Origin of the sequence: Bradyrhizobium lablabi, assembly GCF_018129385.1 — a bacterium.
Taxonomy (GTDB): Bacteria; Pseudomonadota; Alphaproteobacteria; order Rhizobiales; family Xanthobacteraceae; genus Bradyrhizobium; species Bradyrhizobium lablabi_C.
Genome location: NZ_JAFCLN010000007.1, coordinates 216,440 through 242,772, shown reverse-complemented (window position 1 = coordinate 242,772; position 26,333 = coordinate 216,440). Strand labels below are relative to the sequence as shown.

23 protein-coding genes are annotated in these 26,333 nt (G+C 62.9%); 15 read left to right on the top strand and 8 right to left on the bottom strand.

The features are described 5' to 3' along the window. Positions 1-57 precede the first annotated feature (57 nt). Genes JQ628_RS16760 through JQ628_RS16735 form a run of 6 tightly spaced genes read left to right on the top strand, consistent with a single transcriptional unit; the run spans position 58 to position 6,909 of the window. Positions 58-1,092, top strand: a complete 1,035-nt coding sequence (locus JQ628_RS16760) for an ABC transporter substrate-binding protein (protein ID WP_212223843.1) — start codon at positions 58-60, stop codon at positions 1,090-1,092. A 40-nt stretch (positions 1,093-1,132) separates the two neighbouring features. Next, on the top strand, positions 1,133-1,933 hold the full coding sequence (locus JQ628_RS16755) for an ABC transporter ATP-binding protein (protein ID WP_212223841.1): 801 nt from the start codon (positions 1,133-1,135) through the stop codon (positions 1,931-1,933). Between the two features lie 9 nt (positions 1,934-1,942). Further along, the gene (locus tag JQ628_RS16750; RefSeq protein ID WP_212223839.1) at positions 1,943-2,767 is read left to right on the top strand and encodes an ABC transporter permease; all 825 of its coding nucleotides are present in this window, start codon (positions 1,943-1,945) and stop codon (positions 2,765-2,767) included. A gap of 14 nt (positions 2,768-2,781) precedes the next feature. Then, positions 2,782-4,155: an amidohydrolase family protein gene (locus JQ628_RS16745; protein WP_212223837.1), complete on the top strand. Its 1,374-nt coding sequence runs from the start codon at positions 2,782-2,784 to the stop codon at positions 4,153-4,155. Positions 4,156-4,161: 6 nt separating this feature from the next. After that, positions 4,162-5,544: an amidohydrolase family protein gene (locus tag JQ628_RS16740; RefSeq protein WP_212223835.1), complete on the top strand. Its 1,383-nt coding sequence runs from the start codon at positions 4,162-4,164 to the stop codon at positions 5,542-5,544. Next, entirely contained in the window at positions 5,545-6,909 is a 1,365-nt protein-coding gene (locus JQ628_RS16735; protein ID WP_212223833.1) for an amidohydrolase family protein, read from the top strand. 11 nt (positions 6,910-6,920) lie between these two features. On the opposite strand, the gene JQ628_RS16730 is transcribed toward JQ628_RS16735, so the two are convergent. Then, on the bottom strand, positions 6,921-7,973 hold the full coding sequence (locus JQ628_RS16730; protein ID WP_349628074.1) for a LacI family DNA-binding transcriptional regulator: 1,053 nt from the start codon (positions 7,971-7,973) through the stop codon (positions 6,921-6,923). A 112-nt stretch (positions 7,974-8,085) separates the two neighbouring features. Between JQ628_RS16730 and JQ628_RS16725 the strand changes: the two genes are divergently transcribed. From JQ628_RS16725 to JQ628_RS16710, 4 genes are all read left to right on the top strand, one after another. After that, on the top strand, positions 8,086-9,006 hold the full coding sequence (locus tag JQ628_RS16725) for a dioxygenase (protein WP_249127974.1): 921 nt from the start codon (positions 8,086-8,088) through the stop codon (positions 9,004-9,006). A gap of 37 nt (positions 9,007-9,043) precedes the next feature. Then, the gene (locus JQ628_RS16720) at positions 9,044-9,955 is read left to right on the top strand and encodes a 3-keto-5-aminohexanoate cleavage protein (protein WP_212223831.1); all 912 of its coding nucleotides are present in this window, start codon (positions 9,044-9,046) and stop codon (positions 9,953-9,955) included. Between the two features lie 17 nt (positions 9,956-9,972). After that, complete coding sequence (locus tag JQ628_RS16715) at positions 9,973-10,983, top strand: quinone oxidoreductase family protein (RefSeq protein ID WP_212223829.1); 1,011 nt, start codon at positions 9,973-9,975, stop codon at positions 10,981-10,983. Between the two features lie 691 nt (positions 10,984-11,674). Next, the gene (locus tag JQ628_RS16710; RefSeq protein WP_349628073.1) at positions 11,675-12,298 is read left to right on the top strand and encodes a pyridoxamine 5'-phosphate oxidase family protein; all 624 of its coding nucleotides are present in this window, start codon (positions 11,675-11,677) and stop codon (positions 12,296-12,298) included. Here JQ628_RS16710 and JQ628_RS16705 read toward each other — a convergent pair. The 3 genes from JQ628_RS16705 to JQ628_RS16695 are packed head-to-tail and all read right to left on the bottom strand — an operon-like array spanning position 12,295 to position 15,112. Continuing rightward, entirely contained in the window at positions 12,295-13,245 is a 951-nt protein-coding gene (locus JQ628_RS16705; protein ID WP_212223825.1) for a PDR/VanB family oxidoreductase, read from the bottom strand. The two genes, JQ628_RS16710 and JQ628_RS16705, sit on opposite strands and share 4 nt — an antisense overlap. Then, positions 13,245-13,760 (bottom strand): MOSC domain-containing protein, encoded by a 516-nt coding sequence (locus JQ628_RS16700; RefSeq protein WP_212223823.1) that lies wholly within the window; start codon positions 13,758-13,760, stop codon positions 13,245-13,247. Before JQ628_RS16700 ends, JQ628_RS16705 begins: the two co-directional genes overlap by 1 nt. A gap of 26 nt (positions 13,761-13,786) precedes the next feature. After that, complete coding sequence (locus JQ628_RS16695; RefSeq protein ID WP_212223821.1) at positions 13,787-15,112, bottom strand: MFS transporter; 1,326 nt, start codon at positions 15,110-15,112, stop codon at positions 13,787-13,789. Positions 15,113-15,528: 416 nt separating this feature from the next. On the opposite strand from JQ628_RS16695, the gene JQ628_RS16690 reads away from it, so the two are divergent. Further along, positions 15,529-16,092, top strand: coding sequence for a helix-turn-helix domain-containing protein (locus JQ628_RS16690; RefSeq protein ID WP_212223819.1), 564 nt, complete (start codon positions 15,529-15,531; stop codon positions 16,090-16,092). 8 nt (positions 16,093-16,100) lie between these two features. On the opposite strand, the gene JQ628_RS16685 is transcribed toward JQ628_RS16690, so the two are convergent. From JQ628_RS16685 to JQ628_RS16670, 4 genes are read right to left on the bottom strand one after another with little or no spacing between them, the layout of a single operon-like run. Continuing rightward, positions 16,101-16,715, bottom strand: a complete 615-nt coding sequence (locus JQ628_RS16685; protein ID WP_212223817.1) for a 2-hydroxychromene-2-carboxylate isomerase — start codon at positions 16,713-16,715, stop codon at positions 16,101-16,103. Positions 16,716-16,738: 23 nt separating this feature from the next. Further along, positions 16,739-17,590: an ABC transporter permease gene (locus JQ628_RS16680; protein ID WP_212223815.1), complete on the bottom strand. Its 852-nt coding sequence runs from the start codon at positions 17,588-17,590 to the stop codon at positions 16,739-16,741. Continuing rightward, entirely contained in the window at positions 17,587-18,402 is an 816-nt protein-coding gene (locus JQ628_RS16675; protein WP_212223813.1) for an ABC transporter ATP-binding protein, read from the bottom strand. The genes JQ628_RS16680 and JQ628_RS16675 overlap by 4 nt, the downstream gene beginning before the upstream one ends. 12 nt (positions 18,403-18,414) lie before the next feature. Further along, positions 18,415-19,449 carry an ABC transporter substrate-binding protein gene (locus tag JQ628_RS16670; RefSeq protein WP_212223811.1) on the bottom strand — a complete coding sequence of 345 codons (1,035 nt, stop codon included), beginning with the start codon at positions 19,447-19,449 and terminating at the stop codon, positions 18,415-18,417. Between the two features lie 280 nt (positions 19,450-19,729). Between JQ628_RS16670 and JQ628_RS16665 the strand changes: the two genes are divergently transcribed. From JQ628_RS16665 to JQ628_RS16650, 4 genes are all read left to right on the top strand, one after another. Next, a complete protein-coding gene (locus tag JQ628_RS16665; RefSeq protein WP_212223809.1) occupies positions 19,730-20,311 on the top strand; it encodes a helix-turn-helix domain-containing protein in 582 nt (193 codons plus the stop codon). 60 nt (positions 20,312-20,371) lie between these two features. Beyond that, positions 20,372-22,441, top strand: a complete 2,070-nt coding sequence (locus JQ628_RS16660) for a molybdopterin-dependent oxidoreductase (RefSeq protein WP_212223807.1) — start codon at positions 20,372-20,374, stop codon at positions 22,439-22,441. A 326-nt stretch (positions 22,442-22,767) separates the two neighbouring features. Beyond that, positions 22,768-24,258: an aldehyde dehydrogenase family protein gene (locus tag JQ628_RS16655; RefSeq protein WP_212223805.1), complete on the top strand. Its 1,491-nt coding sequence runs from the start codon at positions 22,768-22,770 to the stop codon at positions 24,256-24,258. 259 nt (positions 24,259-24,517) lie between these two features. Then, the gene (locus JQ628_RS16650; protein ID WP_212223803.1) at positions 24,518-26,014 is read left to right on the top strand and encodes a PLP-dependent aminotransferase family protein; all 1,497 of its coding nucleotides are present in this window, start codon (positions 24,518-24,520) and stop codon (positions 26,012-26,014) included. Positions 26,015-26,333 lie beyond the last annotated feature (319 nt).

Here is a 26,333-nt window from a genome sequence, read left to right as displayed (position 1 = left end):
GCAAGCCGGTAAATTCGAATAGGGGGTAACATGACTGCGCTCAGTCGACGTCGATTCTTGGCTGGCTCTGCGGCGGCAGCCGCGGGCGTCTTCCACGCTCCTTATGTGATCGCGCAGTCCGACTTCATGGAGCCGGTGCGCATCCGGATGGGTTATGCGCCTTACATTTCCGCGGGGCCCTATTACATCGCGCAGGCCAAGGGCTACTTCAACAAGCTGAAGGTCGAGGTCGTGCCCACGAGCCATGTTGACGGCTCGTTGTCGATGCCGGCGCTGGCTGCGGGGGAACTCGACATCACCGGTGCCACGCTGAGTGCGGGTCTCTTCAACCTGATGGCCAAGGGCACGAATCTCCGCCTGTTTTTCGAGCGTGGGCGCGAAGCGCCGGGCTGGGGTTCCAACGCTATCCTCGTGTCCAACCAGATGTGGGAGAAAGGTTTCCGCAACGTCGACGGCTACAAATTCGCCAAGGGCGCCAAGATCGGCATCTCCTCGCGCGGCAGCGTCGCGCATTATCTGCACACCGTCGGCCTCGAGCGGGCCGGCCTCAAGGTCGATGATGCGGAGTGGCAATGGGGGCTGACGCCCCAGGTCAGCCTGCCGTTGATGCAGCAGAACCGGCTCGACATCATGAATTTGCCGCTGCCCGGCGCCTATGCCGCGCAGAGCAAGGGAATCGGCAAGGTCGCGACCTGGAGCGACGAGCTTGCTCCCGATTTCGTGCTCGCATGTTCGGTCGCGAGCCGAAAATTCCTGCGCGAGCAGCATTCCGCCGCAGTTCGCTTCTCGATGGCGATCATGCAAGCCAACATCGAATTCATGGATGCCGCAAAATCCGGTAACCCGGAAGTGTTGAAGATCATCGCCGAGAACACCGGCCTGACCACGCAGGTGATCGACGAGACGCGGCCGCGCTGGACCTACATGAACCCCGACGGCATTCCGAACATGCCCTCGATCGTGGCGCAACAGAAGTTCTGGCGCGAGCGCACCGATCTCCTGGCCAAGGCCGTGCCGGAGAACGAAATCTTCGATGATCGTGCGATTAAGGAGGCCTGGCAGCGGCTGTCCGAGAAGAACCCGTTCAAGTAATCCGCTTCATCGGCCGGGATTTTCTGGAGTCCGCCAAGCGATGCAGTTTGAGGCCATTTCCATCGAGGGACTGTCGCACCGGTTCCTCAGCAAGAACCGCTCGCCGACCGTGGCGCTGAATGACGTGTCGGCGCAATTCCCGGCCGGGAAAGTGACGTCGATCGTCGGCCCATCCGGCTGCGGCAAATCGACATTGCTGTTGATCATGCGCGGTCTCGTCGAGGCGACCGACGGCAAGGTGCGTTTCCTCTATGGCAACGGATCGGGCAAGCTGACCGCGGGTGCCGCCCCGCGAATGGCGACCGTCTGGCAGTCCTTCAACCTGCTGCCGTGGCGAACCGTCATCGACAATGTCGCATTCGGTCTCGAACTGCAGGGCGTGCCGGTCGCTGAGCGGCGCGAGCGCGCGATCTCCGCGATCAAGGCGGTCGATCTCGCCGGATTCGAGCAGCATTATCCGGGCCAGCTTTCCGGCGGCATGAAGCAGCGCGTGGGGCTCGCGCGCGGCATCGTGATGTCGCCCGACATCCTGTTCCTCGACGAGCCCTTCGGCGCGCTCGACGCGCAGACGCGGCTTTACCTCCAGGAACAGCTGGCCGAACTGGTCGAGAGGAGCGCCAAGACCGTCATCCTGATCACGCACTCGATCGAGGAAGCGATCTTCCTCGGCGACCGCGTGGTGGTGATGACGGCGCGGCCGGGCAAGATTGCGGCTACCCTCGACATCGACCTGCCGCGTCCGCGCAGCTTCGAGGTGCAGAAGGAAAAGGCATTCGGCGACCTGTTCTCCGAAATCTACGGGCTGCTGCGCGACGAAGTGCGCAAGTCGATGTTGAGCTGAGGCGCCGAGATGACTCAGGTCGAACAATCAGCCCGCGCCGAGGCCGAAACCTCAAAATCGATGCAGAAGGCGGAGGTCCGCCTGCGCGACGACACCTGGTGGTATGGCCCGGTCGCGATGGCGCTCTTCCTCGTGTTCTGGGAAGTCGGCGTCCGCGTCGGCAATGTACCGGAAGTGTTCCTGCCGCGTCCGTCGCTCGTGGTCGTGACGCTTTATGAACTCTTCGCCTACAAGCAACTCGCCTACGACCTCGTGGTGACATTGTACCGTATCTTCGGCGGCTTTGTCCTGGCAGCCATCATCGGCATCGGGCTTGGCCTGCTGATGGGCATGTCGCGGCGGATCTACGCGATTTGCGACATCTTCATCGCCGCGATCTACCCGGTGCCGAAAATCGCGCTGCTGCCGCTGTTGGTGATCTGGCTCGGAACGGGCAACGCCTTCCAGATCGCGTTGTCCGCGCTCGGATGCATCTTTCCGATCCTGATCAACACCATCATCGGCGTGCGCCAATGCGATGAAGGCCTCATCCTCGCCGCGCGTGATCTCGGCGCCACGCAGCTGCAAATCCAACGCAAAGTGGTGCTGCCTGCGGCGGTGCCGGCGATCTTCGGTGGCCTGCGGCTGGCGCTCGGCATCTCCATCATCCTGGTGGTCGCCGCCGAGATGCAGACTGCGCGTTACGGCCTTGGCGCCAAGCTTCAGCTTGCAGGGCAGGTGCTGGAGACGGGGCAGGTGTTCGCGATCCTTCTGCTGCTCGCCGTGATGGGCATCGCCCTGACCAAGGCGCAGGATCGCATCGGAAATATCGTTGACCGCTGGCGTGCGAGATAATGCTGGAGCAAATGATGAAACGGACCCTGATCGAGTGCGGCTGGCTTGTCACCATGGACGACGCCATTGGCGACTTCCGCGATGCGCAGGTCCTGATCGAAGGCAACAAGATTGCGGCGGTTGGCAAGAGCCTTCAAGCCGAGGTCGATGAGGCGATCGATGCGCGCGACATGATCGTGATGCCGGGCCTGATCGATGCCCATATCCACACCTGGCAGGCCGGGCTTCGCGCCATCGGCTCGGAATGGCTGGGTCCGGATTATCATCGAAACATTCACGCCAATCTCGCGACGCGCTATGGTCCTGAAGACAATTATCTCGGCAACCTCGTCGGCTCGCTCGGCCAGATCGACGGCGGCGTCACAACCATCCTCGACTGGTGCCACAACCTGACCTCGCTCGAACATGCCGAGCGGTCGGTCGATGGACTTGAAGAGTCAGGCATTCGAGCCGTGTTCGCCCATGGTACGGCGAAGCCGCCGACCAAGCCGGGCGAATTACCGTATACCCATATCCCGCATCCCCGCGACCGCATCGAGGCGCTGCGCAACGGCCGCTTTGCCAGCGACGATCGTCTGGTTACGCTGGCGATGGCGATCCTCGGCCCGCACTGGGGGACCTACGAGGTCGCAGAGCAGGACATCCGCCTCGCGCGCGAACTGAATCTGTTGTCCACATCGCACGCCACGCGCAAACCGGCCGACCAGATCGCGCCGGGCGGCTACACCAAACTTGCCAAGGCGGGCCTGATCGGTCCCGACCACAATCTCGTGCACGGCAACTACATCGACGATGAGGAGCTAAAGCTTTTGGTCGAATCCGGTGCGTCCTTTACCGCGACCGTTCTCACCGAACTGCACGGACACGTCGCCGAACCCGTCACGCTCCGGGTGCGCAAATTTGGCGGCATGCCGTCGATCGGTATCGATGTCGAGCCGATCGTTACCGGCGAGATGTTCCGCGAGATGCAGGGGGCGCTGTTGCATGCGCGCTGGGCCTCGCTTCGCGACAACGCCGCGGCCGGCAATCCGCCGCCGCAGACCATTCCGATCAAGTCGCGGGAGGCTCTGGCCTGGGCAACGATCGGCAATGCCCGCGCCATCGGTCTCGAGGATCAGATCGGATCGCTGACCCCCGGCAAGAAAGCCGACATCGTCATGCTCCGAGCTACCGACCTTAATCTCTTCCCGGTGCATGACCCCTTGCTATCGATCACTGATCAAGCGCATGCCGGCAATGTCGACACCGTGATCATCGACGGCGTCATCAGGAAGCGGCACGGCAAGCGGATTTTTCCCGAGGCGGTGCTCGAGCAGCGCCGCGCCGAGCTCATCGCCTCAGTCGAGCGTATCATGCGCGAGGGCGACTTCGCGCTTAAGGCGGCGTAGCCAGCCATGACGCGGACGTTGATCGAGTGCGGCTGGATCGTCTCGATGGACCCCGCGATCGGGGACATCAAGGGCGGTCGGATCCTGATCGAGGGTGACAGGATCGTCGCGGTCGGCCGCGATCTTGGCGGCGACCATGATGCCGCGCTGGGCGGCCCTGACATGATCGCGATGCCCGGCCTTGTCGATGCGCATCTGCACACCTGGCAGACGGGCCTGCGCGCCATCGGAAGCGAGTGGGCGCACACCGACTACTTCACCTACCTGCATGGCGGGATGGCGACGCGCTATCGTCCCGAGGACAATTATCTCGGCAATCTGGTCGGGGCGCTGAACCATATCGACGGTGGCGTCACCACTCTCAACGATTTCTGCCACAACATCACGTCCACCGAGCAGGCCGAGCGTTCGCTGGATGCATTGCAGGATTCCGGCATTCGCGCGGTGTTCTCGCTGGGCGCGGGCAAGCTGCCGCCGGACCTTGAGGAGGTCGACCCGTTCGAGCGGCGGATCAATCCGCGCGACCGGGTCGAGCTGTTCCGAAAAGAACGGCTTTCCAGCGACGATGCGCGGGTCACCATGGCGCTCGCGGTATCCGGGCCGCATTGGTCGGAGATCGAGCCCAACCGCATCAATATCGGCCTTGCGCGCGAGATGGGGCTGCGCTCGTCGTCGCATGCCACCAAGCGCAGCGAACTGGCGATAGCGCCCCAAGGCTATCGGCAGCTGATGGACGACGGTTTGCTTGGCTCCGACCACACCATCGTTCACGGTAATTATCTCTCCGACGAGGAGTTGAAGCGTCTGCTCGACTTCGGCGTCAGCGTGTGCTCCTCGGTGCAGACTGAGTTGAAGGGCTATGCCGCCGATCCGTTGGTGAACCGGGTGCGGGCGCTCGGCCACATGCCGGCGCTCGGCGTCGATGTCGAGCCGCGCGTCTCGGGTGAGATGTTCCGTGAGATGCAGGTCGCGCTATTGCATGCGCTGGCCGTCTGCCAGCGTGAAAACGCGCGCGACGGCAAGGAGCCGTTCCGCGTGGTGCCGATCCGCTCGCGAGAGGCGCTTGCCTGGGCCACCCTTGGTGGCGCCCGCGCGCTCGGTCTCGAAAGCCGAATCGGCTCGCTGACTCCTGGCAAAAAGGCCGACATCGTGCTGCTCGACGGCAGCGACCTCAATCTCTTCCCGGTTCATGATCCGGTGCTGGCGATTGTGGAGCAAGCCAATCAGGGCAATGTCGATACAGTCGTGATTGACGGCGTCGTGCGCAAGCGTGACGGCAAGCTGACATTCCCTGCCGACGTGCTGCGGCGTCGCAAGGAAGAGCTGGTTTCTTCCGCCGAACGGCTGATGGGCGAAATCGGCTACCGGCCATTTGGAAAGGCCGCCTGAATGAAGCGCACTCTCATCCGATGCGGCCGGCTGATCTCGATGGACGATCAAATCGGCCAGCGCGCCAATGTCGATCTCCTCATCGAAGGCGACCGGATCGCTGCGATCGACGCCGGACTTCCGCAAGGCACCGACGAGGTGATCGACGCCTCGGACATGATCGTGATGCCCGGGCTGATCAACATGCACCTGCACACCTTCCAGGCCGGTTTCCGCGCGGCCGGCTCGGAGTGGCTCGGCCCCGACTATTTCAGGATCTTCTACGGCGACATCGCGACGCGCTACCTGCCGGAGGATAATTACCTGGGAACGCTGTTCGGCGCGCTCAACCAGCTCAACAGCGGCGTCACGACGCTGCTCGACTATTCCCACAACATCCGCTCGCTGGCGCAGGCCGAGCGCTCGGTGGATGCATTGATCGAATCCGGCATCCGGGCGCTCTACACCCACGGTGACGGCTTGCGCGAGCCGGCAAAGCCCGGGCAGTTTCCGGCTTCACGGCCGCATCCACGCGATCGCGTCGAGGCGCTGGTCAAGAGCCGGTTTGCGCAAGGAGGCAGGGTGAAGCTCGGGCTCGGCATCGCCGGGCCGCATTGGGCCGACTGGGACGCCTCGCTGCACAACGTGAAACTGGCGCGCGATCTCGGCCTGATCGCCTCGTCGCATGTCACGAAGGCGAGCAAGAACGCCATCGTGCCCGACGGCTACGACCGCCTGGCATCGATGGGCCTGCTTGGTCCCGACCACAACCTCGTTCACTGCAATCATTTGGCGACTGACGAACTGAAGCGCCTGCTTGATGCCGGCTGCTCGGTGACCTGCACCAACATGAACGAGCTGCACGACTATCCGCATCCGACCGCCATGATGAACGTGCTGGCGCTGGGCGCGACGCCGTCGATCGGTGTCGACGTCGAGGCGATGATCGCGGGCGATCTCTGGCGCGAGATGCAGGCCGCGCTTCTGTTCGCGCGGATCGAGAACCTCAAGCGCGGGCTGTTCAAGCCGATGGTGCCGTCGCTCGAGGCGCTGCGGTGGGTGACGACCGCGGGCGCCAAGGGGCTGATGATGGAGCGCGAGATCGGCGCGTTGAAGCCCGGAATGAAGGCCGACATCATCATGTTACGGTCGAACGACCTGAACCTGTTCCCGGTGCATGACCCCGTCTACTCCGTGGTGGAGCAGTCGCATGGCGGCAATGTCGATACCGTGATCGTCGACGGCATCGTGCGCAAGCGCGGCGGCGAGTTGCTGTTTGATCCGGCGAAGCGGCGCGAACTCGGCGCACGCCTGATCGAGTCGGTGCAGCGACTGTCGGACGAGGCCGGCTATGCGTTGCCGTTTGCCGCGGGTGTCAGGCGATGATTACGACGGCGCTAGACCCGGCTTGGCTGACGGCCGGCGGTGGCAACGGCGGCGATCGCTTTGGTCGAGCCGCGCACGATCAGTTGCGGCTCAAGCACCAGCCGGCTGCTCGCAGTCTTCCTGGCGCCGAGCTCTTTCAGCAGCAGGCCGGCGGCCTCGCGCCCCATGGCGCGGTGTTCGATACGGACGGTGGTGAGCGGCGGCGAGATCAGGTCGACCAGCGGCATGTCGTTATGGCCGACCACGGAGATGTCATCAGGGCAGCGCAGGTTCATTTCGTGCAGGGCGTCGAGAACGCCGAGCGCAAGCAGATCGTTGGCGGCGACGACCGCCGTGAGACGCTTGGCCTTCCGGATCAGCGCGCGCGCCGGCGCAAGGCCGCAGTCGCGCGTGAAGCGCTCGGCCTCCTCGGTCGGGCCTTTCAACCCATGACGCGCCATCGCCTTGGCAAAACCTTCCTTGCGCAGCACGCCGGTCGAGGTGTTACGCGGGCCCGCGATATGGCCGATCTGGCGGTGGCCGAGCGAAGTCAGATGATCGACCGCGATCAGCATGCCGCGTTCGTCGTCGGAGACGACCGAGGAGACGCGGTTGCGGAATTCGGAGCGGTTGACCAGCACCACCGGCAGGCCGCGGCGCACGCAATGCGCCACCACGTCATCCTCCGACGACACGGTCGCGAGGATCAGCCCCTCGACGCGCTGCACCAGCAGGTTCTCGACGAACGCGAACTGGCGCGAGGCGTCGTTGCCGGCATCGACTACGATCGGTGCGTAGCCGTCGGTGGCGAGCGCTTCTGCAATGCCGCTCAGGATCGGCGCGAACACGGGGTTGGCAATGTCGGGCAACAGCACGCCGATCAGGCGGGAGCGGCCGGTCTTCAGCGTGGTAGCGACGCGGTTCGGCCGGTAGGCGAGCGACCGCGCGAGCTCGGCGACGCGCTGGGCGACGTCTTCGGCGACCAGGTGGCGCTTCTCCGGATCGAGCGCCCGCGACACCGTGGAGGTGTGCACGCCCGCAAGCGCTGCGATCTGTTTGAGCGTGGCTGGCGCCTTCAGCTTCACCTGTCGTCCTTGTGTTTTCGCGCCCTACGGAAGACGCGAAGCGGCATAGTCGAAATCAACCTATGCAATCGATTGCACATTATAAAGAAGTTGCCGTAAAGGGCCAGTTGCCATGCACCAGAAAGCAAATCAGCGTTCCGGCATCATCGGCTCAGCCGACGAGGTGACGCCGGTGGTGCTCGCCACCATGCAGGACACCCCAAATCCTCGGCTGCGCGAGGTTGCCGCCGCCTTCGTCCGCCACATGCACGCCTTTGCGCGGGAGGTGAAGTTGACCGAGGCGGAGTACGACATCGGCATCGATTTCGTGAACCGGATCGGGCAGGCTACCCATGATTCCCACAATGAGGGAATCCTGTTCGCCGACGCGATCGGCTTCTCCACGCTGGTTTGCCTGCTGAATAATGGCGCCGGCGGCGCAAGCGAAACCGCGTCTGCGCTGCTCGGGCCGTTCTGGCGCATGAACTCGCCGCGCACGGCAAGCGGCGGCTCGATCGTGCGCTCGCCGACGCCGGGGCCCGAACTGTTCGTGTCCGCGGTGGTGCGCGACACCGGCGGCAAGCCGGTTGCGTGCGCCGAAGTCGATGTCTGGCAGTCCTCGCCGGTCGGGCTCTACGAGAACCAGGATGACGGTCAGGCCGACATGAACCTGCGCGGCAAGTTCACGACGGATGCCGAGGGCCGCTTCGGTTTCCGCTCCGTCAAGCCGGCCGGCTATCCTGTGCCCACCGAGGGACCGGTCGGCGACATGCTGCGTGCGCAGAAGCGCCATCCGTATCGGCCGGCGCATCTGCATTTCCTGATCTACAGGTCGGGCTTCAAGACGCTGGTCACGCAGATATTCGTTGACGATGACGAGAACCTGGAATCCGACGTCGTGTTCGGTGTGACGCGCGCCCTTGTCGGCGAATTCCGCAGGCACGACAGCGGCACGCCGCCTGCGGCCGATGTCAAAACGCCGTGGTTCACGCTCGATGCGGCCTTCGTGATGGCAGCGGGCGAAGCCAAGCTTCCGGTGCCGCCGATCAAATGAATCCTGCGGCCCTTTTCGGGCCCTCGAGGAGGACCCCATGCGTGAACCACGCGACAAGATTTTCATCACCTGCGCCGTCACCGGCAATCTCACCACGCCAGAGCAGACGCCGCATTTGCCGATCACGCCGAAAGAGATCGCTGACGCCTGCCTCGGCGCGGCGGAGGCGGGCGCTGCGATCGTGCATATCCACGTGCGGGAACCCGGCACCGGCAAGCCATCGATGGAGCTCAGTTACTACCGCGACGTGGTCGAGCACATCCGTGCCAGGAACACGCAACTGATACTCAACATCACGACCGGACCTGGTGGCCGTTTCGTGCCGTCGCCGGACGAGCCGCGGGTGGCGGCGCCCGGCACGACGCTGATGGTGCCGGAGAAGCGGGTCGAGCACATCGCAGTGCTGAAGCCCGAAATCTGCACCATCGACCTCAACACCATGAACTCCGGCAAGGAGGTGGTGATCAATACGCCCGGCAACGTTCGTCGCATGGCCAAGGTGATGCGCGAGGCCGGCGTCAAGCCGGAGGTCGAATTGTTCGATTCCGGCGATATCGCGCTTATGCACGACCTGTTGCGCGACGGTAGCCTCGAAGGTCCGCCGCTCTGTTCGTTCGTGATGGGCGTGCGCTACGGCTTTCAGCCGTCGCCCGAGACTGTGCTCTATGCGCGCGACATGCTGCCGCCGGGCGCCGAGTTCACGGCGATCGGCATCGGTAAGGTGGCGTTCACCGCGGTGGCGCAATCCTATCTCGCCGGCGGCCATGTCCGCGTCGGGCTGGAGGATGCCGTCTATTTGTCGAAGGGCGAGCTCGCGCCGTCGAACGCGGCGATGGTGGAGAAGGCCCGGCGGATCGTCGAAGATCTCGGCGGCCAGATCGCCTCGCCGCGCGAGGCGCGTGACATCGTCGGCCTGCCGCAGCGGCTCGCCGGCTCGCGCGCCGCCTAAGGGAGCAAGGGACCTGCATGACAAAGGTGAGGACCACTGCGGCGTTCGAGGCAACGTGCGTGCGGCTCAATGCCAAGGCGGTCGATACGGCATCGGTCGTGTCTGTGCTCGAGCAGCGCGTACTCCGGCGCGGCGCGGACGATGCGGTCGTCGAGGTGCGGGCGGCCGGCGTCAATCCCTCCGACGTCAAGGCGGCAACCGGGCTGATGCCCTATGCGGTATTCCCCCGCACGCCCGGGCGCGACTTCGCCGGCATCGTGGTCGACGGGCCGTCGCAATGGCTCGGCAAGCAGGTGTTCGGAACGTCCGGCGATCTCGGCATCCGCCGCGACGGGACGCATGCGACCCATCTCGCGGTGGAAGCTGCGGCGCTGGTGGAGAAGCCAAATAATATCTCCATGGACGAAGCGGCCGCGATCGGCGTTCCCTTTGTCACCGCGATCGAAGGCTATCGCCGCGCCGGCGAGCCTGCGGCATCCGAGACCGTGCTGATCATGGGCGTCAACGGCAAGGTCGGCCAGGCGGCAGCGCAGCTTGCTGCGCTTCGCGGCGCGCGGGTGATCGGTGTGGCGCGCAGTGACCGTTACGACGGCTATGCGGCCGCGCCGGTCGAGATGATCAATGCGCAGGGCATGGATATTGCCAAGCGCGTGCGCGAACTCACCGGCGGGAAAGGTGCCGACATCGTCTTCAATACGGTCGGTGATCCCTATTTTCAGGACGCTCACAAGTCGCTTGCGCTGGCGGGACGGCAGATCCTGATTGCAGCGATCGATCGCATCGTGCAGTTCAACATCCTCGAATTCTATCGCGGCCGGCACACTTATGTCGGGATCGACACGCTCGCGATGTCCTCGATCGAAAGCGGAGAGACTCTGCGCAAGGTTTCGGGCGGATTTGCCAGCGGCCGTCTGCGGCCGTTTCCGATAGTGCCGCACGCGGTCTACGCGCTGACCGATGCTGCGCGCGCCTATGCTGTCGTGAGCAACGGCACGCGCGACCGTGTGATCCTCAAGCCGGCGGCCTGATCGCGCATTCGACGATCGTTATCCTTCATGCTTACATTTCTCTACGCGGCAGGAGTGCAAACCGCCGTTGTGCCTTTTCTGCGATATCGCAGTCGAATCTACGATTGTTACGGAAAACCGTAGCGCTATCGCATGTCGAGCGGTAGTTTGAGGAGCGTAGAACCTAAAGCGATGAGGCATGAAACGAGCCGTTTCTGGTGCGGTACCCCAGCGGCGGTTAAAACGAAAACGCGGCAAGGAATTGATTTGCTGGCGGGCCCGGCAGGACTCGAACCTGCAACCAGACCGTTATGAGCGGCGGAATATCGATCAGCTTTGTTGATTTTGCTGAGCTTTCGTTTGAAATTGATTGCATTCGTTCTGGTTTGTTCAAGCCCTTTCTGGTGCGAAACTTGTGCGGCCGCGGTCGTCAGTCGATTGGCCGGTTCTAACGGAAGGCCGACGCGCCATCACTCGAAGAGGGTTTACATCGGATGAGAAGCGGAAGTGATCTGCTCAGCTGAGCTTTTCCGCCCGTGGACCCAGAGCTGACATTCCGAGTGTCAGCCAAGATGTCTGGGTTGTTGGCTGGAACGATCCCAGTCCTCTAAGGTTCCAAGCTTTCGATGACGAAATTAACCTGGAATCCCAGTGATTGAGCGACTGGCACGCTTCGTGCTTTCTTCAAGCCGCGAAAACGAGTGAGGGCGTTGTGCTGCCTGGCGATACAACTTTCATCACAGACGAGACCGCCTTGCGAGCGCGCCATCATGCGCCGATGAGCCGTGCGACCGACAAGGTGTTGCGAGCGATCGATGCCCATTGCCGGCGGATCATCGAACTGTCGCCGTTCTGTGTGGTTTCCACCCAGGGACCGGGCGGCGCCGACGTCTCGCCGCGTGGGGACCCGCCCGGCTTCGTTCGCATCCTCGATACGCGCACACTTCTTGTGCCCGACCGGGTCGGCAACAATCGCCTCGACGCGATGTCGAATCTGCTGGTCAATCCGCGCATCGGAATTCTCTTCCTTGTGCCCGGCATGAACGAGACGCTGCGCATCAATGGTACCGCGCGCATCACGGACGACGCACGGCTGCTGACGCCAAGCGCCATGCAGAACCACGCACCCAAGATTGGACTGATCGTGACGGTCGAGGAGGCATTCTTGCACTGCGCCAAGGCGCTCGTGCGCTCCGAACTCTGGAACCCGGCGAAGCACATCGACCGTGCGATCTTGCCGAGCTATCCCGAAATGCTGCTCGACCACGTCGGAGGACTGACGCGCGAAGAGAACGAGCGGCAGACACAGGTGATGGCCGAGCGCGGGCTCTACTAGAGATCCACGACCAGCCGCTCTTCCGCAGAGCCCGCTACGCAAGCCATGAGGCTGCGTGCTCGCTCGGCCGGCGAAAGCACGCGATCGCGGTGTACAGGCGTGCCTTCCAGCCAGTCGATGCGGCATGCGCCACAGATGCCGCCGCAGCACGAGGCCGGAATGTCGATGCCGGCCTTTAGCAGCGCGTCGAGCATGCTCTGGCCGAGCCTCACCTCGATCTCGCGCTGCGAGCGTGCGAGCACAAGCTGAAAGGGCCTGGCCTCGGGGTCGATAGGCAGCGCCGGCGCGACGAAACGCTCGACGTGTACCCGCTCGGCCGGCCATCCTTGCGTTGCCCGCTCGAAGGCATCGAGCATGTCGAGCGGCCCGCAGCACGCAAGCATTGCGCTCTGCGGTGCGGTGTCGATCAATGCGTCAAGCGTGGGGCGGGCAGAGACGCGGGTATCGTGGATGATCGCATGGCCGCTCGCACGATGCGGCGCGAGCATGGCTGCGAGCGGTGGTTCGCCGCGCGCAATGATATGCAGCGTGAAATCTCCGCCGCGTCGCGCTAGGTAATCAGCAGCCGACAGGAACGGCGTAACGCCGATTCCACCCGCCACGAACGTGACATGATGCGCTCCGTCAATGCGCAAGCCGCCGCGCGGCAGCGACACGACGAGTGTGTCTCCGGCTTTTACCCCGTCGTGGAAGGCGATTGATCCGCCTCGGCCGTCCGCCTCACGCTTGACCGCTACGACATAGCGCTTGTCGTCCGCCGGATCGTTGCAGAGCGAGTAGGTGCGGACGAGGCCACCAGGCAAATATATGTCGATATGCGCGCCCGGCTTGAAGGGAGGAAGCTCCCAACGGTCCGGATCGCACAAGGTGTACACCTTGATGCCGGGGCCACCATCCTCGATGGCCTCGACGACGGTCTTGATGCCGCGGACAGGCAGGCCGGCCATCAGGCGTTCCGCACCGCGTCGCCGACGCGGATCGTCCCGCCTTTCAGGATCTTGCAGTTGAGCCCGGAGCGATTGATCAGCGGATCGAAGATCGACTTGCCGGTCACCTCTTCGATATGGCGGCACGGAATGGAGAGACGCGTCGCCTCCAGCAGCACCTGGCCGAGCCAGAACTGCTTGCCGACGAGATGAGTGAGGGGCGCGCCTTCGGTCGTGACGTTGCGCCGATGCTCCTCCGGTCCGAGGTCGATGCCGGCGTCACGTTTGAGCGCGATCAGTGTCTCGATCTCGAACAGCGTGACTTGCCGGCCTTCTTCCGGCTTGCTGGAATAGTAGCCTTCCTCGCGGCCGATCATGTAACGGTCGCCTTCGATGCCCTTGCCTGCAACCAGGTTGAGCTCCGGCATCGAGCGCATGGGCAGGAAAGCACGCGGCGTAATGTGTAGATGGCGGATCACGCCGCTCCACGTAGGAGCGAAGGTCGACGCCCGGTCGACTGTTGCAGTGTCGAGCATGGTTCAGTTCCCACCGCGTCCGCGCATCACGATATCTCCTTATTGGCGGTTTCTGGCGCCGCGAAGGCGGCAGTCGCCGTGATGAGTGCGCAGACGATGAGATAGACCGACACCGGCCAGGTAAGGCCGCCGGCCCACGCCATCAGCGAGGCGGCGATCAAGGGCGTTAGACCGCCGCTCAGTGCGGCGCCGACCTGGAATCCCAGTGAGGCACCGCTGTAGCGCAGGCGCGCGGAGAACAACTCCGAGTACCAGGGGGCGCCGATGCCGAACATTACCATCTGGCCGAACGTGATCGCCGCCACGATGGCGAGGATGACGATCGCCGGATTCTTGGTGTCGAGCAGCCAGAACAGCGGGAACGCGAATGCGATCGAGAACAGGCAGCTTGCGTAGCACATGGTCTTGCGCCCGACCTTGTCCGATAGCCAGCCGAACAGCGGGATGGCGAACAGCGCGACGCAGGACGCAATGAAAGCACCGTTCAGGACGAGGCTGCGCGAGAGGCCAAGCTGTTGCGTCGCATACGACATCACGAACACGCCGCCGATGCTCGCGTAGGCGATCTCCGAGATCTTGAGGCCGACCGCAATGAAGAAGGGCTTGCGGTGATACTTGAACACCTCGGCGACCGGGAGCTTCGCAACCTGATTTGCCGCCTTGACTTCGCGGAATGCCGGCGTCTCCTCCATGCGCATCCGGATGTAGAGCCCGACGCCAACCAGCAGGATCGAGATCAGGAACGGGATGCGCCACCCCCAGGTGATGAAGCTCGCATCGCCGAGCTGCGATACCAGGGCGAACATGCCGATCGCTGCGAGGTTGCCGATCGGATTGCCGACCTGGACCATGCTGCCGAACATGCCGCGCTTCTCGACCGGGGCGTTCTCCACGACCATTAGGACGGCGCCGCCCCATTCGCCACCGAGACCGATGCCTTGCAGGAACCGTAGCACGACAAGCAGCACTGGAGCGGCAACGCCAATCTGCTCGTATGTCGGCAGGAGGCCGATCAGGAATGTCCCGAGCCCCATCACCATGATGGTGATCGCCAGCATCGCCTTGCGGCCGACACGGTCTCCGAAGTGGCCGAAGATCGCCGCACCGAGCGGCCGGGCGAAGAAGCCGACGCCGTATGTGCCGAATGCTGCGATGGTCGCGGCCGTGGAGTTTCCTGACGCGAAGAAGATCTTGTTGAACACGAGCGCGGTCGCGGCGCCGTAGATCAGGAAGTCGTACCATTCGACCGCAGTGCCAATAACGCTTGACCACACGATACGGCGCAGGCTTGACGAATCCGCCGTAACGTTCACGATCGGTAAGGGACCGGCGACTCCTTCAGCAATTGTCATGTTTGCTCCTCCGAGAAAATTGACGCGGCGAACGCCGCCCCTCCGGGCGTTGTCCGATTGCCTTCGCGGTGGTGCCGGCTCGAAACCGACGTACGACGACGTGGTTTCCACGCTCCTGAAGGTCGACCGTAAGCCGACCATGTTTACTGAGAGCAATCAAGCTCAAGTGAGGTGCAGGCATCGGCGCGGAAAGCGGCAGGCAGTAGATATGCCTATACTGATGTCAGAATGCCGCGTAGAAAACCCGATTTGCATTTTTTGTTAGCGCGTACCGCCGGAAATAGATGCATGGTATTTACTTATAGAATACACACTGCGCCGCTGCCGTGGCGCCAGAATGTTCCGGCCAGATCGAATTCGCGGTTGCGCGCGCCTGCGTTTCGCGCCACCACGGGGCGAGGTGAGGGAGGACGCATGTGCTTGATGTGAGCAAGGGAGCGGTCGGCTTCAATCTGCGCCAACTGCGCACCGCCAAGGGGCTGACGCTCGACCAGCTTGCAGGCCGGAGCGAGTTGACGCGTGGCTATATCTCGCTGGTCGAGCGCGGGCTGAAAACACCGTCCGTCGCGGCGCTGCTGCGGATTGCCAAGGCGCTCGACGTGAGCGTGACCCATCTGTTCGATCCACACGCCGCCCCGGCCGCGCGCTACACGCTGTTCCGGCAGAATGAGCGCGCAGCTGGCGTTGAAGAGGACGGGTTCCATTTGCTGGCGCTGGCGGCGAGTCGCGCACGCAAGATGATGGAACCGTTCCTCATCAAGCCGCCGCTCAAATCCGCGCCACGGGTATCGCATGCCGGCGAGGAGATGCTGTTCGTAGTCAGCGGCGCGATCTCGATCAAGCTCGACGGCGAGGACCTGCGGCTCGCGAAGGGAGACTGCCTGTATTTCTCCGGCGAGACGCCGCACGAGGTGCGCAGTCTCGGCCGGCACCGCGCGGAGGTATTGCTCGTCGTAGCGCTTCCAGCCTCCGAGCGCTGACCGCATCGCTATCCCTTGCCCTGCTTCTCGGCCAGAAGCTCCTCGAGGAACTCGAGCCGGTCCTGTCCCCACAGGATGTCGCCGCCATAGAGATAGAACGGTGAGCCGAATACACCGTCGGCCGGTGCCTGATCGGTGTAGCGATCATATTCAGCCTGCACTTCCGGCGTCTTCGAAGCTGCGAGCAGCGCGTCGACATCAGGTACGTGCGGCGCCGCGATCTTGCGCAATGTCGCTTCGTCCGAGATGTCGACCTCGTCGGCCCACATGCCGCGCATGATCGTGAAGGTGAGATTTCCGAGTGGCAGTCCAGCAAGCTTGGCCGCGACGATGAGGCGTGACGAAGCATCCTGGTTCACGGGAAAATATTTTGGCTCGATGTTGAGCGGAATACTGAGGCGCTTCCTCCAGCGCTTGAGCTCGGCGATACGATAGTCCTGCCGCTGCTTCGAACGTTGGCCGAGCAGGATGCCGCCTGTCCGTGCATAGACTTTCGGCAAGTCGACCGGGCGATAATCGATCGCCACGTTGTACTTCCGCGCCAGCGCCTCGAGCCGCTCTTGCCCGAAATAGGCCCAGTCCGAGATGGTCCAGAAGTAGTAAACGATCCTGTCGTTGGCCATCGCCAGTCTCTCACTCCACGTGATCAGGTCCTGCGGAATTCCGGCGACCAGTGCAGTAGCCGGCGCTCCACCACGCCAATGACGCTCACCAGAACGAGACCGATCACGCCCAGCACCGTGATGGTGGCGAACATGTCGGTCGCATTCATTGTCCCAAGCGAGGTGACGATCAGATAGCCCATGCCGGTCGTCGAACCAACGAACTCGGAGATCACCACGCCGATCAGCGAGAACGAGACGGCATTCGGCAGCGCCGCGAAGGTCCATGCGAGCGAGTTGGGAATACGCACCGTGAACATGATCTGCCGGTTGGAGCCGCCGAGCGTACGGCAGAAATTGATCAGGTGCTGCTCGATGTTCACGCCGCCCTTGAAGGCATTGAAGAATATCAGGAAGAACACGATGAACCACGCGGTCACGACCTTCGAAACAAGGCCCAGTCCGAAGATCATCGTGATGAGCGGCACCATCGCGATGCGCGGCAGCGAGTTGAGTGCGACGATGAATGGGTTGAATACTGCTGCGAGTGCGCGGTTTTGACTGAGCCCGAGGCCGGCAAAGAAGCCGGTGATGACTGCGACCACTAGTCCGAGCAGCGTCGCACCGACCGTCGAGACGAGATGTGGCCAGAGGAAGCCGCGTTGCGCGCCGACCGTCCAGTCATAAAGCTTCTGGATCACCAGGCTCGGGCGGCTGATGAAGAACGGATCGAGGAACGTATTCGTGCGGAACCAGGCGATGCCCGTGCAGATCTGCCAGATCGCGAGAATTATGCCGAGCAGGGCAAGCTGCGCGGCGATGATGCCAATCCGCCGCCACGGAAGTCTGGCGCGGGGGCTGGGTTGTGCGGGAGCTGCCACTACTGCGTCCGTCATGCCGCGCTCCCGGTCACGATACGGTCGAACGCCTGGTTGCGCCTGAATTCGTCGCCAAGCACATGCCAGACGGCGCGAACGTTGCCGGCAAAGGCCTCCTGCTCGCGCACCGAGAAGACGTCGCGCGGGTGAGGAATGGACACCCGGTGGTCGAGTATCAGGCGGCTCGGCGGGGCCGAGAGCACAATCACGCGGTCGGAGAGCGTCACGGCCTCGTCGAGGTCGTGCGTCACCATCACGATGGTCTGCTTGAGGCGGCGCCAGATATCCAAAAGCTCCTTGTGCAGGACGATCTTGGTGTGGGTGTCGAGCGCGCCGAACGGCTCGTCGAGCAGCAATACGGCCGGGTCGCAGGCGAGCGTCATCAGCAACGCGACGCGCTGGCGCATGCCGCCCGAGAGCTGGTGCGGATAGAGCTTCTCGTAGCCGGAGAGGCCGGCCATCGCGAGCAGATCCGCGACCTTGCGCTCGATCCGCAGCTTCTGCTCATGCCGGTAGCGCAGCCCGAGCCCGATGTTGTCGCCGACGGTGAGCCAGGGCAGCACCGTGTCCTTCTGGAAGATATATCCGAGCCCCTGCGGCACGCTTCCCGCCGCAACGGGGATGCCGTCGACCGAGAGCGTGCCGGACGTCGGGGGAAGGAAGCCGGCAATCATGTTGAGGATCGTCGACTTGCCGCAACCGGAAGGACCGACGATCGAAACAAACTCCCCCGCGGCAACCGAGAAGCTCACATTGCCGATCGCGGGCACGCGCGTGGCGCCAGTGCCATAGGATTTACTGATGCCGCTAAGTTCGATCATCGACCGCATGGCCAGTCCTCGTCAGGCGAGACCGCGGGCCTTGCGGACGAATTTCATGTCGACGTTCTTCTCGTAGGTCGCCGTCGCCATTTCCGCCGCGGGGTATTGACGGTCGGACATGATGCTCGCGAGCCGCGCATAGGTCTCGGGCATGATCATGTTGTCCTTGCTCCACACCTTCTTGAAGGTGGAGATTGCGGAGACCACGGATGCCTTGGAGAAGCCCGTCAAATAGTCGGCGAGGATCAGATCCGCGACATCTTCCGAGGAGTTTGCGAAGATGAAGTCGGTGCCCTTGCAAAGGCCGCTGACGAGCGCCTGAACATCGTCCGGCCGCTCCGCGATCGTATCGGCGAGAACGTAGGCCGTGGCGCCGGGAACCGGGCCGCCGAACACTTTCTCCCAGGCCGCCGCATCGACGATCTCGAACAGCGGGACGCCCCAGCCTTCCTCTTTGCCCTTTTCCAGCATCGCGTAGGTGGCCATGCAGGCGTCCACGCTCTTGGTCTTCACCGCTCCCATCATGGTGGCGAAGTCGCCGAGCGGGCGGATGTTGACCTTGTCCTTGAGGCCGGCGCGCTCCGCCATATAGACCGCCATCAGCCAGGTCGCCGATTGCGGCGCCGTGATACCGACCGAGCGGCCGCCGAGTTTCTCCAGCGAGTTGATGCCGGAGTCGTAGACCTCCTTGTTGATCATGATGTTCGCAAAGGGAACGCGTACGTCGAACGTGTAGACCAGCACCGACTGCTTGCCGGCGAGCGACAGCGCGACCGAGTCGTTCGAGCCGGAGGTCGAGCAGCCGATCTGCTTGGCAGCGAGCAACTGCTTGCCGCGCGGGCCGCTCTGCGTGTTGACATAGTTGATGCTCGCCGAGTTGCCGAAGAAGCCCTTCTTCAGCGCCACATACGCCGCCGTGTAGATCGGATCGATGCTGGCGATGCCGTAGTCAAAGGACGCAGCGTAGGCCGGTGCGGCAAGCACAGTGGTGAGTGCGCCTCCGATCGAGAGACCGAGAAACTGGCGGCGGTCGGGAGAAAAAGCGTGGTCGGGCATGGCATCACTCCTGCTGCGAACGCACCGAGCCATCACTCGGACGCGCAAGACCCCAATGATTGCCTTTTGGGCAACAAGTTGCCCAAGCGGCCGTTTGTTGAGCAGATTCCCCAAGCTTTCGCGAGGAGTGCCCAATCTGCTGGGAAGAATGCATCATCCGTGCCACTGGTGGTGGGCGGCAGATACGCCGCCGGCTTGACAGTGCAACTGCAAGTCGATCATTTTGCCTTTAGGGCAACCGAATCAACGGCGCGATCTCGCATCGCGAGCGGGGCTACGCATGCTGAAAGAACTGGAGACCTTGCGGCGGCCGGGGGCAAGCGCCGCGATGGCGCTGCAAGTTAAGGCTGCCCGCATCGCGCGTGGCCTGACCCTCGCCGAGCTCGCGACCACCGTCGGATTGGACAAGGGCTATCTGTCGAAGGTCGAGCGCGGATTGAAAGTTCCGTCGATCGCGACGCTGCTGAAGCTTGCGGGCGCGCTTTCAGTGCCGGTGTCGCATCTGTTCGGCGACAGTGTGGACGAAAGCCTGATCCATGTCTCGCGCGGCGCGCTGCGCAAGGGCCCCGTTGGCGAGGATGGTTCCGGCTACCGCACCGAGGCGCTCACGACCGGCCAGGGCCGCGAAGGTCTTGAGGGCTTTGTCTTCTTTCCGCCGGAAGAGTTTCTCGACGACATGCGGGCCGAACATGGCGGCGAGGAATTGCTGTTTGTTCTTTCGGGCAGCGTCGAGATCCGCTTCGCCGATCGCACGCTGGCGCTCGATGCGTCCGACTCGGTTCAATTCCCCGGTCACCTGCAGCACCAGGTGCGCCGGACTTCGCCGGAAGCGAGCGTGCTGGTGGTCATCACCCGCGCCTGATCGCAGCGGCGATGCGCCTGGCACGGTGATTGCTGGTTAAATCGCGGAGGAAATCCAGCCATGCTTGTCCGACCCGAATCCCGCAAGTCCGCCTGCCCACACGATTGCCCGAGCGCCTGCTCGCTGGAAGTTATGGTGCTGCCGGACAATCGCATCGGCCGCATCTCGGGCTCCGCCGAGAATTCATACACGGCCGGCGTGGTCTGCGCGAAAGTCGCGCGCTACGCCGAGCGCGTGCATCACCCGGATCGTCTGACGCAACCGCTGCGCCGCACCGGCGGCAAGGGCGAGGGATCGTTTGCGCCGATCTCGTGGGACGAGGCGCTCGACGAGATCGCTGGACGCTTCAAGGAAGCGGCGCAACGCGACGGCACGGAAGCCGTCTGGCCCTATCACTCGGGCGGCAACATGGGGATCGTGCAGCGGTGGGGCCTCGACCGGCTGCGCAACGTCATGCGCTACAGCCGCCAGCAGACCACCATTTGCGTGACGCCGGCGGAGTCTGGCTGGAAGGCCGGAATCGGCAAGCTAGCCGGTGTCGATCCGCGCGAGATGGACGAATCCGATCTCATCATCTCGTGGGGCGGTAACCCCGTCTCGACACAAGTCAATGTGATGACGCACGTATCCCGCGCGCGAAAGCAGCGCGGCGCGAAATTCGCGGTGGTCGACGTATACCGCACGCCGACCGTCGAGGCGGCGGACATCGCGCTCATCCTCAAGCCCGGCACGGACGGCGCCCTGGCGCTCGCAATGATGAATGTGCTGCTAAGCGAAGGTTTTGCAGATCGTGAATATCTGGCGCGCTATACCGATTTCGACGCGGCGACCGAGCGGCACATCATGACGCGCACGCCGGCATGGGCCGCCGCGATCACCGGCCTCGCCGAGCAAGAGATCATCGACTTTGCGCGTCTCTACGGCCGCGTGCAGAAAAGCTTTATCCGTGCCGGCTTCGGATTTACTCGCACGCGCAACGGTTCGGCTGCGATGCATGCCGTTTCATGCCTTCCGGCGATCACCGGTGCATGGCAATACAAGGGGGGCGGCGCGTTCTTCCTTGCCTACGATATGGGCTACTGGGGTATCGATACGAAGATCCTGCATGGTCTCGACGCGATCGATCCGAAGGTGCGCATCCTCGATCAGTCGCGCATCGGGGCAGTTCTGACCGGTGACACTGAGGCGCTGCGCGGTGGCCCGCCTGTCACCGCGATGCTGATGCAGAACGCGAACTCTGCGATTGTTGCGCCCGACAGTGCGAAGGTCGCGCGCGGCCTTTCGCGCGAGGACCTTTTTCTCGTCGTGCACGAACAATTCCTGACGCCCACAGCCCGCTATGCCGACATCGTGCTGCCAGCTACCACCTTCGTCGAACACGACGACATGTATTTCGGACTCGGCCACACCATGCTGACCTACGGCCCGAAGCTGATTGAGCCGCTTGGCGAAGCCCGGTCTAATCATGACGTGGTGTGCGCGCTCGCCGGGCGTCTCGGCGCGCAGCATCCGGGTTTCGACATGACGCCGAACGAACTGCTCGACGACGGCTTGCGCCGCGCCGGGCTGCCGGGGATCGAAGAGACCAGCCAACTGGGCTGGATCGATCGTGCAGTCTCGTTCGAGAAGGCCCACTTCCTTGACGGCTTTCCACAGCCCGACGGCCGCTTCCACTTCAAAGCCGACTGGAAGAGCATCGGTCCGCAGCATGCGCGCATGCCTGAGATGGTCGATCACAGCAAGGACTTCGAACGCGCGACAGAGGCCGTGCCGTTCAAGCTCGTCTGTCCACCGGCGCGTAACTTCCTTAACAGCACCTTCACCGAGACGCCGACGGCGCTTCAGAAGGAACGGCGTCCGCGTGTACGAATCCATCCCGCCGCGGCCGCAAGCTACGGCGTCAGCGAAAGCGCGCGCGTCCGGATCGGTAACGATCGCGGATCCGTCGTGCTTGAAGCCGAGTTCGACAGCGGGCAGCAGCCCGACACGCTGGTCGTGGAGGGCATCTGGCCGGCCGACGCGTTCGAGGAAAAGACCTGCATCAACAGGCTGATCGGTGGCGACCCTGTCCCGCCGAATGGCGGCTCGGCGTTCCACGATACCGCTGTGTGGCTGAAAGCGGCTTCGTAGGCGCGAACGGACGCGATCAGCGATCTCGCGCGGCTCGTTTGTGAGCTCTCTGCGGCCAAACAAACGCCACTAACCTGATCATCGCCAGGTCTGAAAATCTGCACGTTGGTACCATCCAGCGTGAAGACGTTGGTCCTTTTCAGAACCAACCTTCGATGTTCTTTCAGAGCAAGACCAACGGTGTCGAAAGCGGATGGACGCAATCGGTCCGGTGGCAAGTCGGAACGTGAAGAATAATCGCGACATCGCGCAGATGCACGACGCTCCCAGATCAACTGGCGTGCGGCGGCAGCCCAAGCGTGAATGTTGAAACCGGAGGAACGGCCATGAATATGATCGACACGAAAGCTTTCGCTGTCAGTGAATTCCTTTCCCAGCCAATCAAGATGCACATTGGCGGCGAGCAAGTTGCTGCATCCGGCGGAAGAACCTTCGAAACGCTGGATCCCGGTACTGGCAAGCACCTCGCAACGGTTGCTGCGGCCCAAGCCGCGGACGTCGACGCCGCGGTTGAGGCTGCGCGCCGGGCGTTCAACACCACGCCCTGGCGAACGATGCCGGCGAAAGATCGCGCTGTCCTCCTTCACCGGCTGGCGGATCTGATTGATCAGCATACGGCGTTGCTCGCCGAAATCGAATCGCGGGACGTTGGCAAGCCACGTGCGCAAGCGTCAGCCTTTGACATCCCTCACGCGGCGCAGACCTTCCGTTACTATGCCGATCTGAGCGCAAATGCGCGCCAACGCGAGCCCTTTGCCGTGTCAGGAAACGAAGCCTGGTCGGTGCGGCAGCCATATGGAGTGTGCGGCTTCATCTTTCCCTGGAACTTTCCATTCTTGCTGGTCGGATGGGGTGTGGCGCCGGCGCTCGCTGCGGGCAACACCATTGTCATCAAGCCGGCAGAGGACACGCCGCTGTCTGCCCTTCTTTTTGCCAGGCTCGCGGAACAGGCAGGTATTCCGCCCGGCGTCGTCAATGTCGTCCCTGGACTGGGCGAAACCGCCGGCGCAGCGCTCTCATCTCATTCTGGCATCAATCGCATGTCGTTCACGGGTTCGCCGGAAGTCGGCAGGCTCGTGGCCGAGGCCTGTGGACGCAATCTGGTCCCTGTCAAACTGGAGCTTGGCGGCAAGGGTGCCGCTGTTCTTTTCGACGATACCGCGGTTGAAAGCGCTGCGGAGTCGCTTGCGTCGGCAGTAACGTTGAATGCGGGGCAAGTGTGCTGCACGGCAACCCGCTGGATGGTGCACAAGAAAGTTGCCGATGCGTTTATCAGCAAAGCTGTATCGACGATGGGCGGAATGAAGATCGGCTATGGCGGTGATGAGTCGACGCAGATCGGTCCGGTTGTAAGCGAGAAGCAGCGCCGCCGCGTGCTCGGATATGTCGCGCGCTCCGTAAAGGAGGGCGCGGAGGCCTATCTTTCCGGCGGCGTTGCGGAGGTGTCCGGCTATCAGGACGGGTTTTACGTCAAGCCTGCACTCCTCGGTGGAGCACCCGGCAATATCTGCGCGCGCGACGAGGTTTTCGGGCCTGTCGCTTACGTGATGACGTTTCAAGACGAGGAAGAGGCGATCGCGTTGGTCAACAGCAGCCCGTACGGACTCGCCAACAGCGTGTGGTCAACTGACCTTGCGAGGGCGACGCGGGTCGCCGAGCGGCTCGTCGCTGGAAATTCCTGGATCAACGCGCATAATCTGTTTCCGCATGGCGTGTCATACGGAGGGTGCAACTTGAGTGGATGCGGAGGCGGCGTCCTTGGTCCCGATACGCTCGAGGATTACTACCGTAAGCAGTCGGTCGTGCGTCCGCTTTGACGAACTCGTGAACGATCCGCAGATTGCAACTGCAGCAAGCTGCCGGTCTGGTCGAAAGGTTGCCCGACTCGTAGTTGGCGTCGAGCCGGGCGATTGTCGTTGTCCGTCTCGCTGAATTCGAGATGCATTGCCTGGCGAGCGGCTGACTCGACAAGGACCGGGAAATCTTGCTTCCTTGGCAGCTCGAAAGGCAGTGCTACGCAGCTGAATGCATACAGTTTGGAAAGGCTAACCTGCGAGCGCTGAAAAAGGTCGACTTGTGGAACTGGCACTTACGCTTCAGACGAGCGCGGACAAATCGCTTCAGGCCCAGATATTCGACCAGGTTCGGTCGCTGATACTGGATGGGCGCCTTCAGGCAGGGATGTCGCTACCGCCGACGCGGTTGCTGGCCGAGCGATATCATGTGTCCCGCAATACGGTCATAATTGCCTACGATCGTCTGGTTGCCGAAGGTTATGTCGAAGCCCGGGGGACATCCGGGCTGTTCGTTACGTCGATCCCTCCTGACGATCTCCTGCTGGTCAGCAACCCGCCAGACCCTTTGCGTCCAAATGGGCCGCCGCCATCTCAAGCCGGTGAACCTCTGCTCTGCTTTGCGGGCTCTCCGGGAGGCGGGGCAGATCGCCCGACCATCGACTTCTGGGTGGGACGATCGGCGGCGAGCGCTTTTCCCCTTCAGGTCTGGCGCCGGATCGTCACACGGCTTTTGTCCGGCGAGTCCCAATATCTGACCGACTATTGCGATCCTGCCGGAATTCCGCCGCTGCGAAAGGCCATCGCTGATCATCTCGGACGAACCCGCGGAATGCACGTGACGACGGATCAAATCATCGTCACGGCGGGAGGGCAGGACGCGCTCAACCTCGTCATGAATCTTTTGCGGGGTCACACCGAGCAGCTGTGCATTGAAAATCCCTGCTACGCAGGCGCGTCGATGATCTTTCAAAGCGAGACGCTTCCGATTGAGCCGGTGCCGGTCGACTCGGAAGGGATTCGAACGGACTGCCTTCCCAACAAGAAGCGCAGCCTGATCTATGTGACGCCCTCGCATCAATATCCGACGGGCGTCGTGATGACTCTGAGCCGGCGCCTCGCATTGCTTAGATGGGCTGATGATACCGACAGCTACATCATGGAAGACGACTACGACAGCGATTTCCGCTATGACGGGCCGCCGCTCACGGCGCTGTCCGGATTGGACAGGGGACGGCGTGTTCTCTATGTCGGCACCTTCTCCAAATCGGTAGGGGCAGGCTTGCGTCTCGGTTTTGCCGTCGTTCCGCGAATCTTCTCGGACGATGCCCGCTTGCTGAAGGCCAAGATGAGCAACGGTCAATCCTGGCTCGAGCAATGCGCACTTGCCGAGTTCGTCAGTGACGGCCACTTCGATCGCCATGTCCGCAAGCTGCGCCAGCTCTACAAGAGCCGCAGGGATGCGCTGATTTCCGCGCTTCGCAAGAGATTTCGCGATCCGGTTATTTCAGGACAGGACAGCGGCTTGCATCTCGTATGGCGCTTGCCCAAGGGCATGCCGAATGCGGTTACGATCCAGATGAAGGCGCGCGCCGCCGGGATAGGCGTGTATGCCTTGTCCAGCGGTGGCGCTTTCGACTTCGACGGTACGGCGCCGGACGACATGCTGATGTTCGGCTATGCGTCGCTGACGGAAAGCAGGATCGTCGAAGCTGTAGAGAAGCTGCACGGCATCTTGCGCGTGATGAACTCCCAGGATGCCGGCCTGAACATTCCTTGAAGCGCGCTTCAGCTCTGAGCCTGTATCGCGGCTCGACCGAAACGACTCCACACATGCGATCTATCGTCAGGACATTTGCATTCGCGCAGGCACTCGACGAGGATTCGGCGCGCGCGCCAGGCCAACGACACGCGAGCCGTAACGTTTTGGCAGGCATCGTCGGTGCGACTCGCCGGAAACCGCGCCAAAACGCAGCGTTTTCTGACTATTTTTTTATCGTTGCCGTGGTTCGTCTGCTTAAACAATCGTCGCATTGGAGCCATGGAGTTACGAGGTTTTGGTACTTTTCAGAACCAAGACTTGGCGCTTCTCTAATCCT

Bases quoted from the DNA above. Each gene is read 5' to 3' on its own strand.
- JQ628_RS16755 (WP_212223841.1), top strand. From the start codon at position 1,133: ATGCAGTTTGAGGCCATTTCCATCGAGGGACTGTCGCACCGGTTCCTC.
- JQ628_RS16750 (WP_212223839.1), top strand. From the start codon at position 1,943: ATGACTCAGGTCGAACAATCAGCCCGCGCCGAGGCCGAAACCTCAAAA.
- JQ628_RS16745 (WP_212223837.1), top strand. From the start codon at position 2,782: ATGAAACGGACCCTGATCGAGTGCGGCTGGCTTGTCACCATGGACGAC.
- JQ628_RS16740 (WP_212223835.1), top strand. From the start codon at position 4,162: ATGACGCGGACGTTGATCGAGTGCGGCTGGATCGTCTCGATGGACCCC.
- JQ628_RS16735 (WP_212223833.1), top strand. From the start codon at position 5,545: ATGAAGCGCACTCTCATCCGATGCGGCCGGCTGATCTCGATGGACGAT.
- JQ628_RS16725 (WP_249127974.1), top strand. From the start codon at position 8,086: ATGCACCAGAAAGCAAATCAGCGTTCCGGCATCATCGGCTCAGCCGAC.
- JQ628_RS16720 (WP_212223831.1), top strand. From the start codon at position 9,044: ATGCGTGAACCACGCGACAAGATTTTCATCACCTGCGCCGTCACCGGC.
- JQ628_RS16715 (WP_212223829.1), top strand. From the start codon at position 9,973: ATGACAAAGGTGAGGACCACTGCGGCGTTCGAGGCAACGTGCGTGCGG.
- JQ628_RS16705 (WP_212223825.1), bottom strand. From the start codon at position 13,245: ATGGCCGGCCTGCCTGTCCGCGGCATCAAGACCGTCGTCGAGGCCATC.
- JQ628_RS16700 (WP_212223823.1), bottom strand. From the start codon at position 13,760: ATGCTCGACACTGCAACAGTCGACCGGGCGTCGACCTTCGCTCCTACG.
- JQ628_RS16695 (WP_212223821.1), bottom strand. From the start codon at position 15,112: ATGACAATTGCTGAAGGAGTCGCCGGTCCCTTACCGATCGTGAACGTT.
- JQ628_RS16685 (WP_212223817.1), bottom strand. From the start codon at position 16,715: ATGGCCAACGACAGGATCGTTTACTACTTCTGGACCATCTCGGACTGG.
- JQ628_RS16680 (WP_212223815.1), bottom strand. From the start codon at position 17,590: ATGACGGACGCAGTAGTGGCAGCTCCCGCACAACCCAGCCCCCGCGCC.
- JQ628_RS16675 (WP_212223813.1), bottom strand. From the start codon at position 18,402: ATGCGGTCGATGATCGAACTTAGCGGCATCAGTAAATCCTATGGCACT.
- JQ628_RS16670 (WP_212223811.1), bottom strand. From the start codon at position 19,449: ATGCCCGACCACGCTTTTTCTCCCGACCGCCGCCAGTTTCTCGGTCTC.
- JQ628_RS16665 (WP_212223809.1), top strand. From the start codon at position 19,730: ATGCTGAAAGAACTGGAGACCTTGCGGCGGCCGGGGGCAAGCGCCGCG.
- JQ628_RS16660 (WP_212223807.1), top strand. From the start codon at position 20,372: ATGCTTGTCCGACCCGAATCCCGCAAGTCCGCCTGCCCACACGATTGC.
- JQ628_RS16655 (WP_212223805.1), top strand. From the start codon at position 22,768: ATGAATATGATCGACACGAAAGCTTTCGCTGTCAGTGAATTCCTTTCC.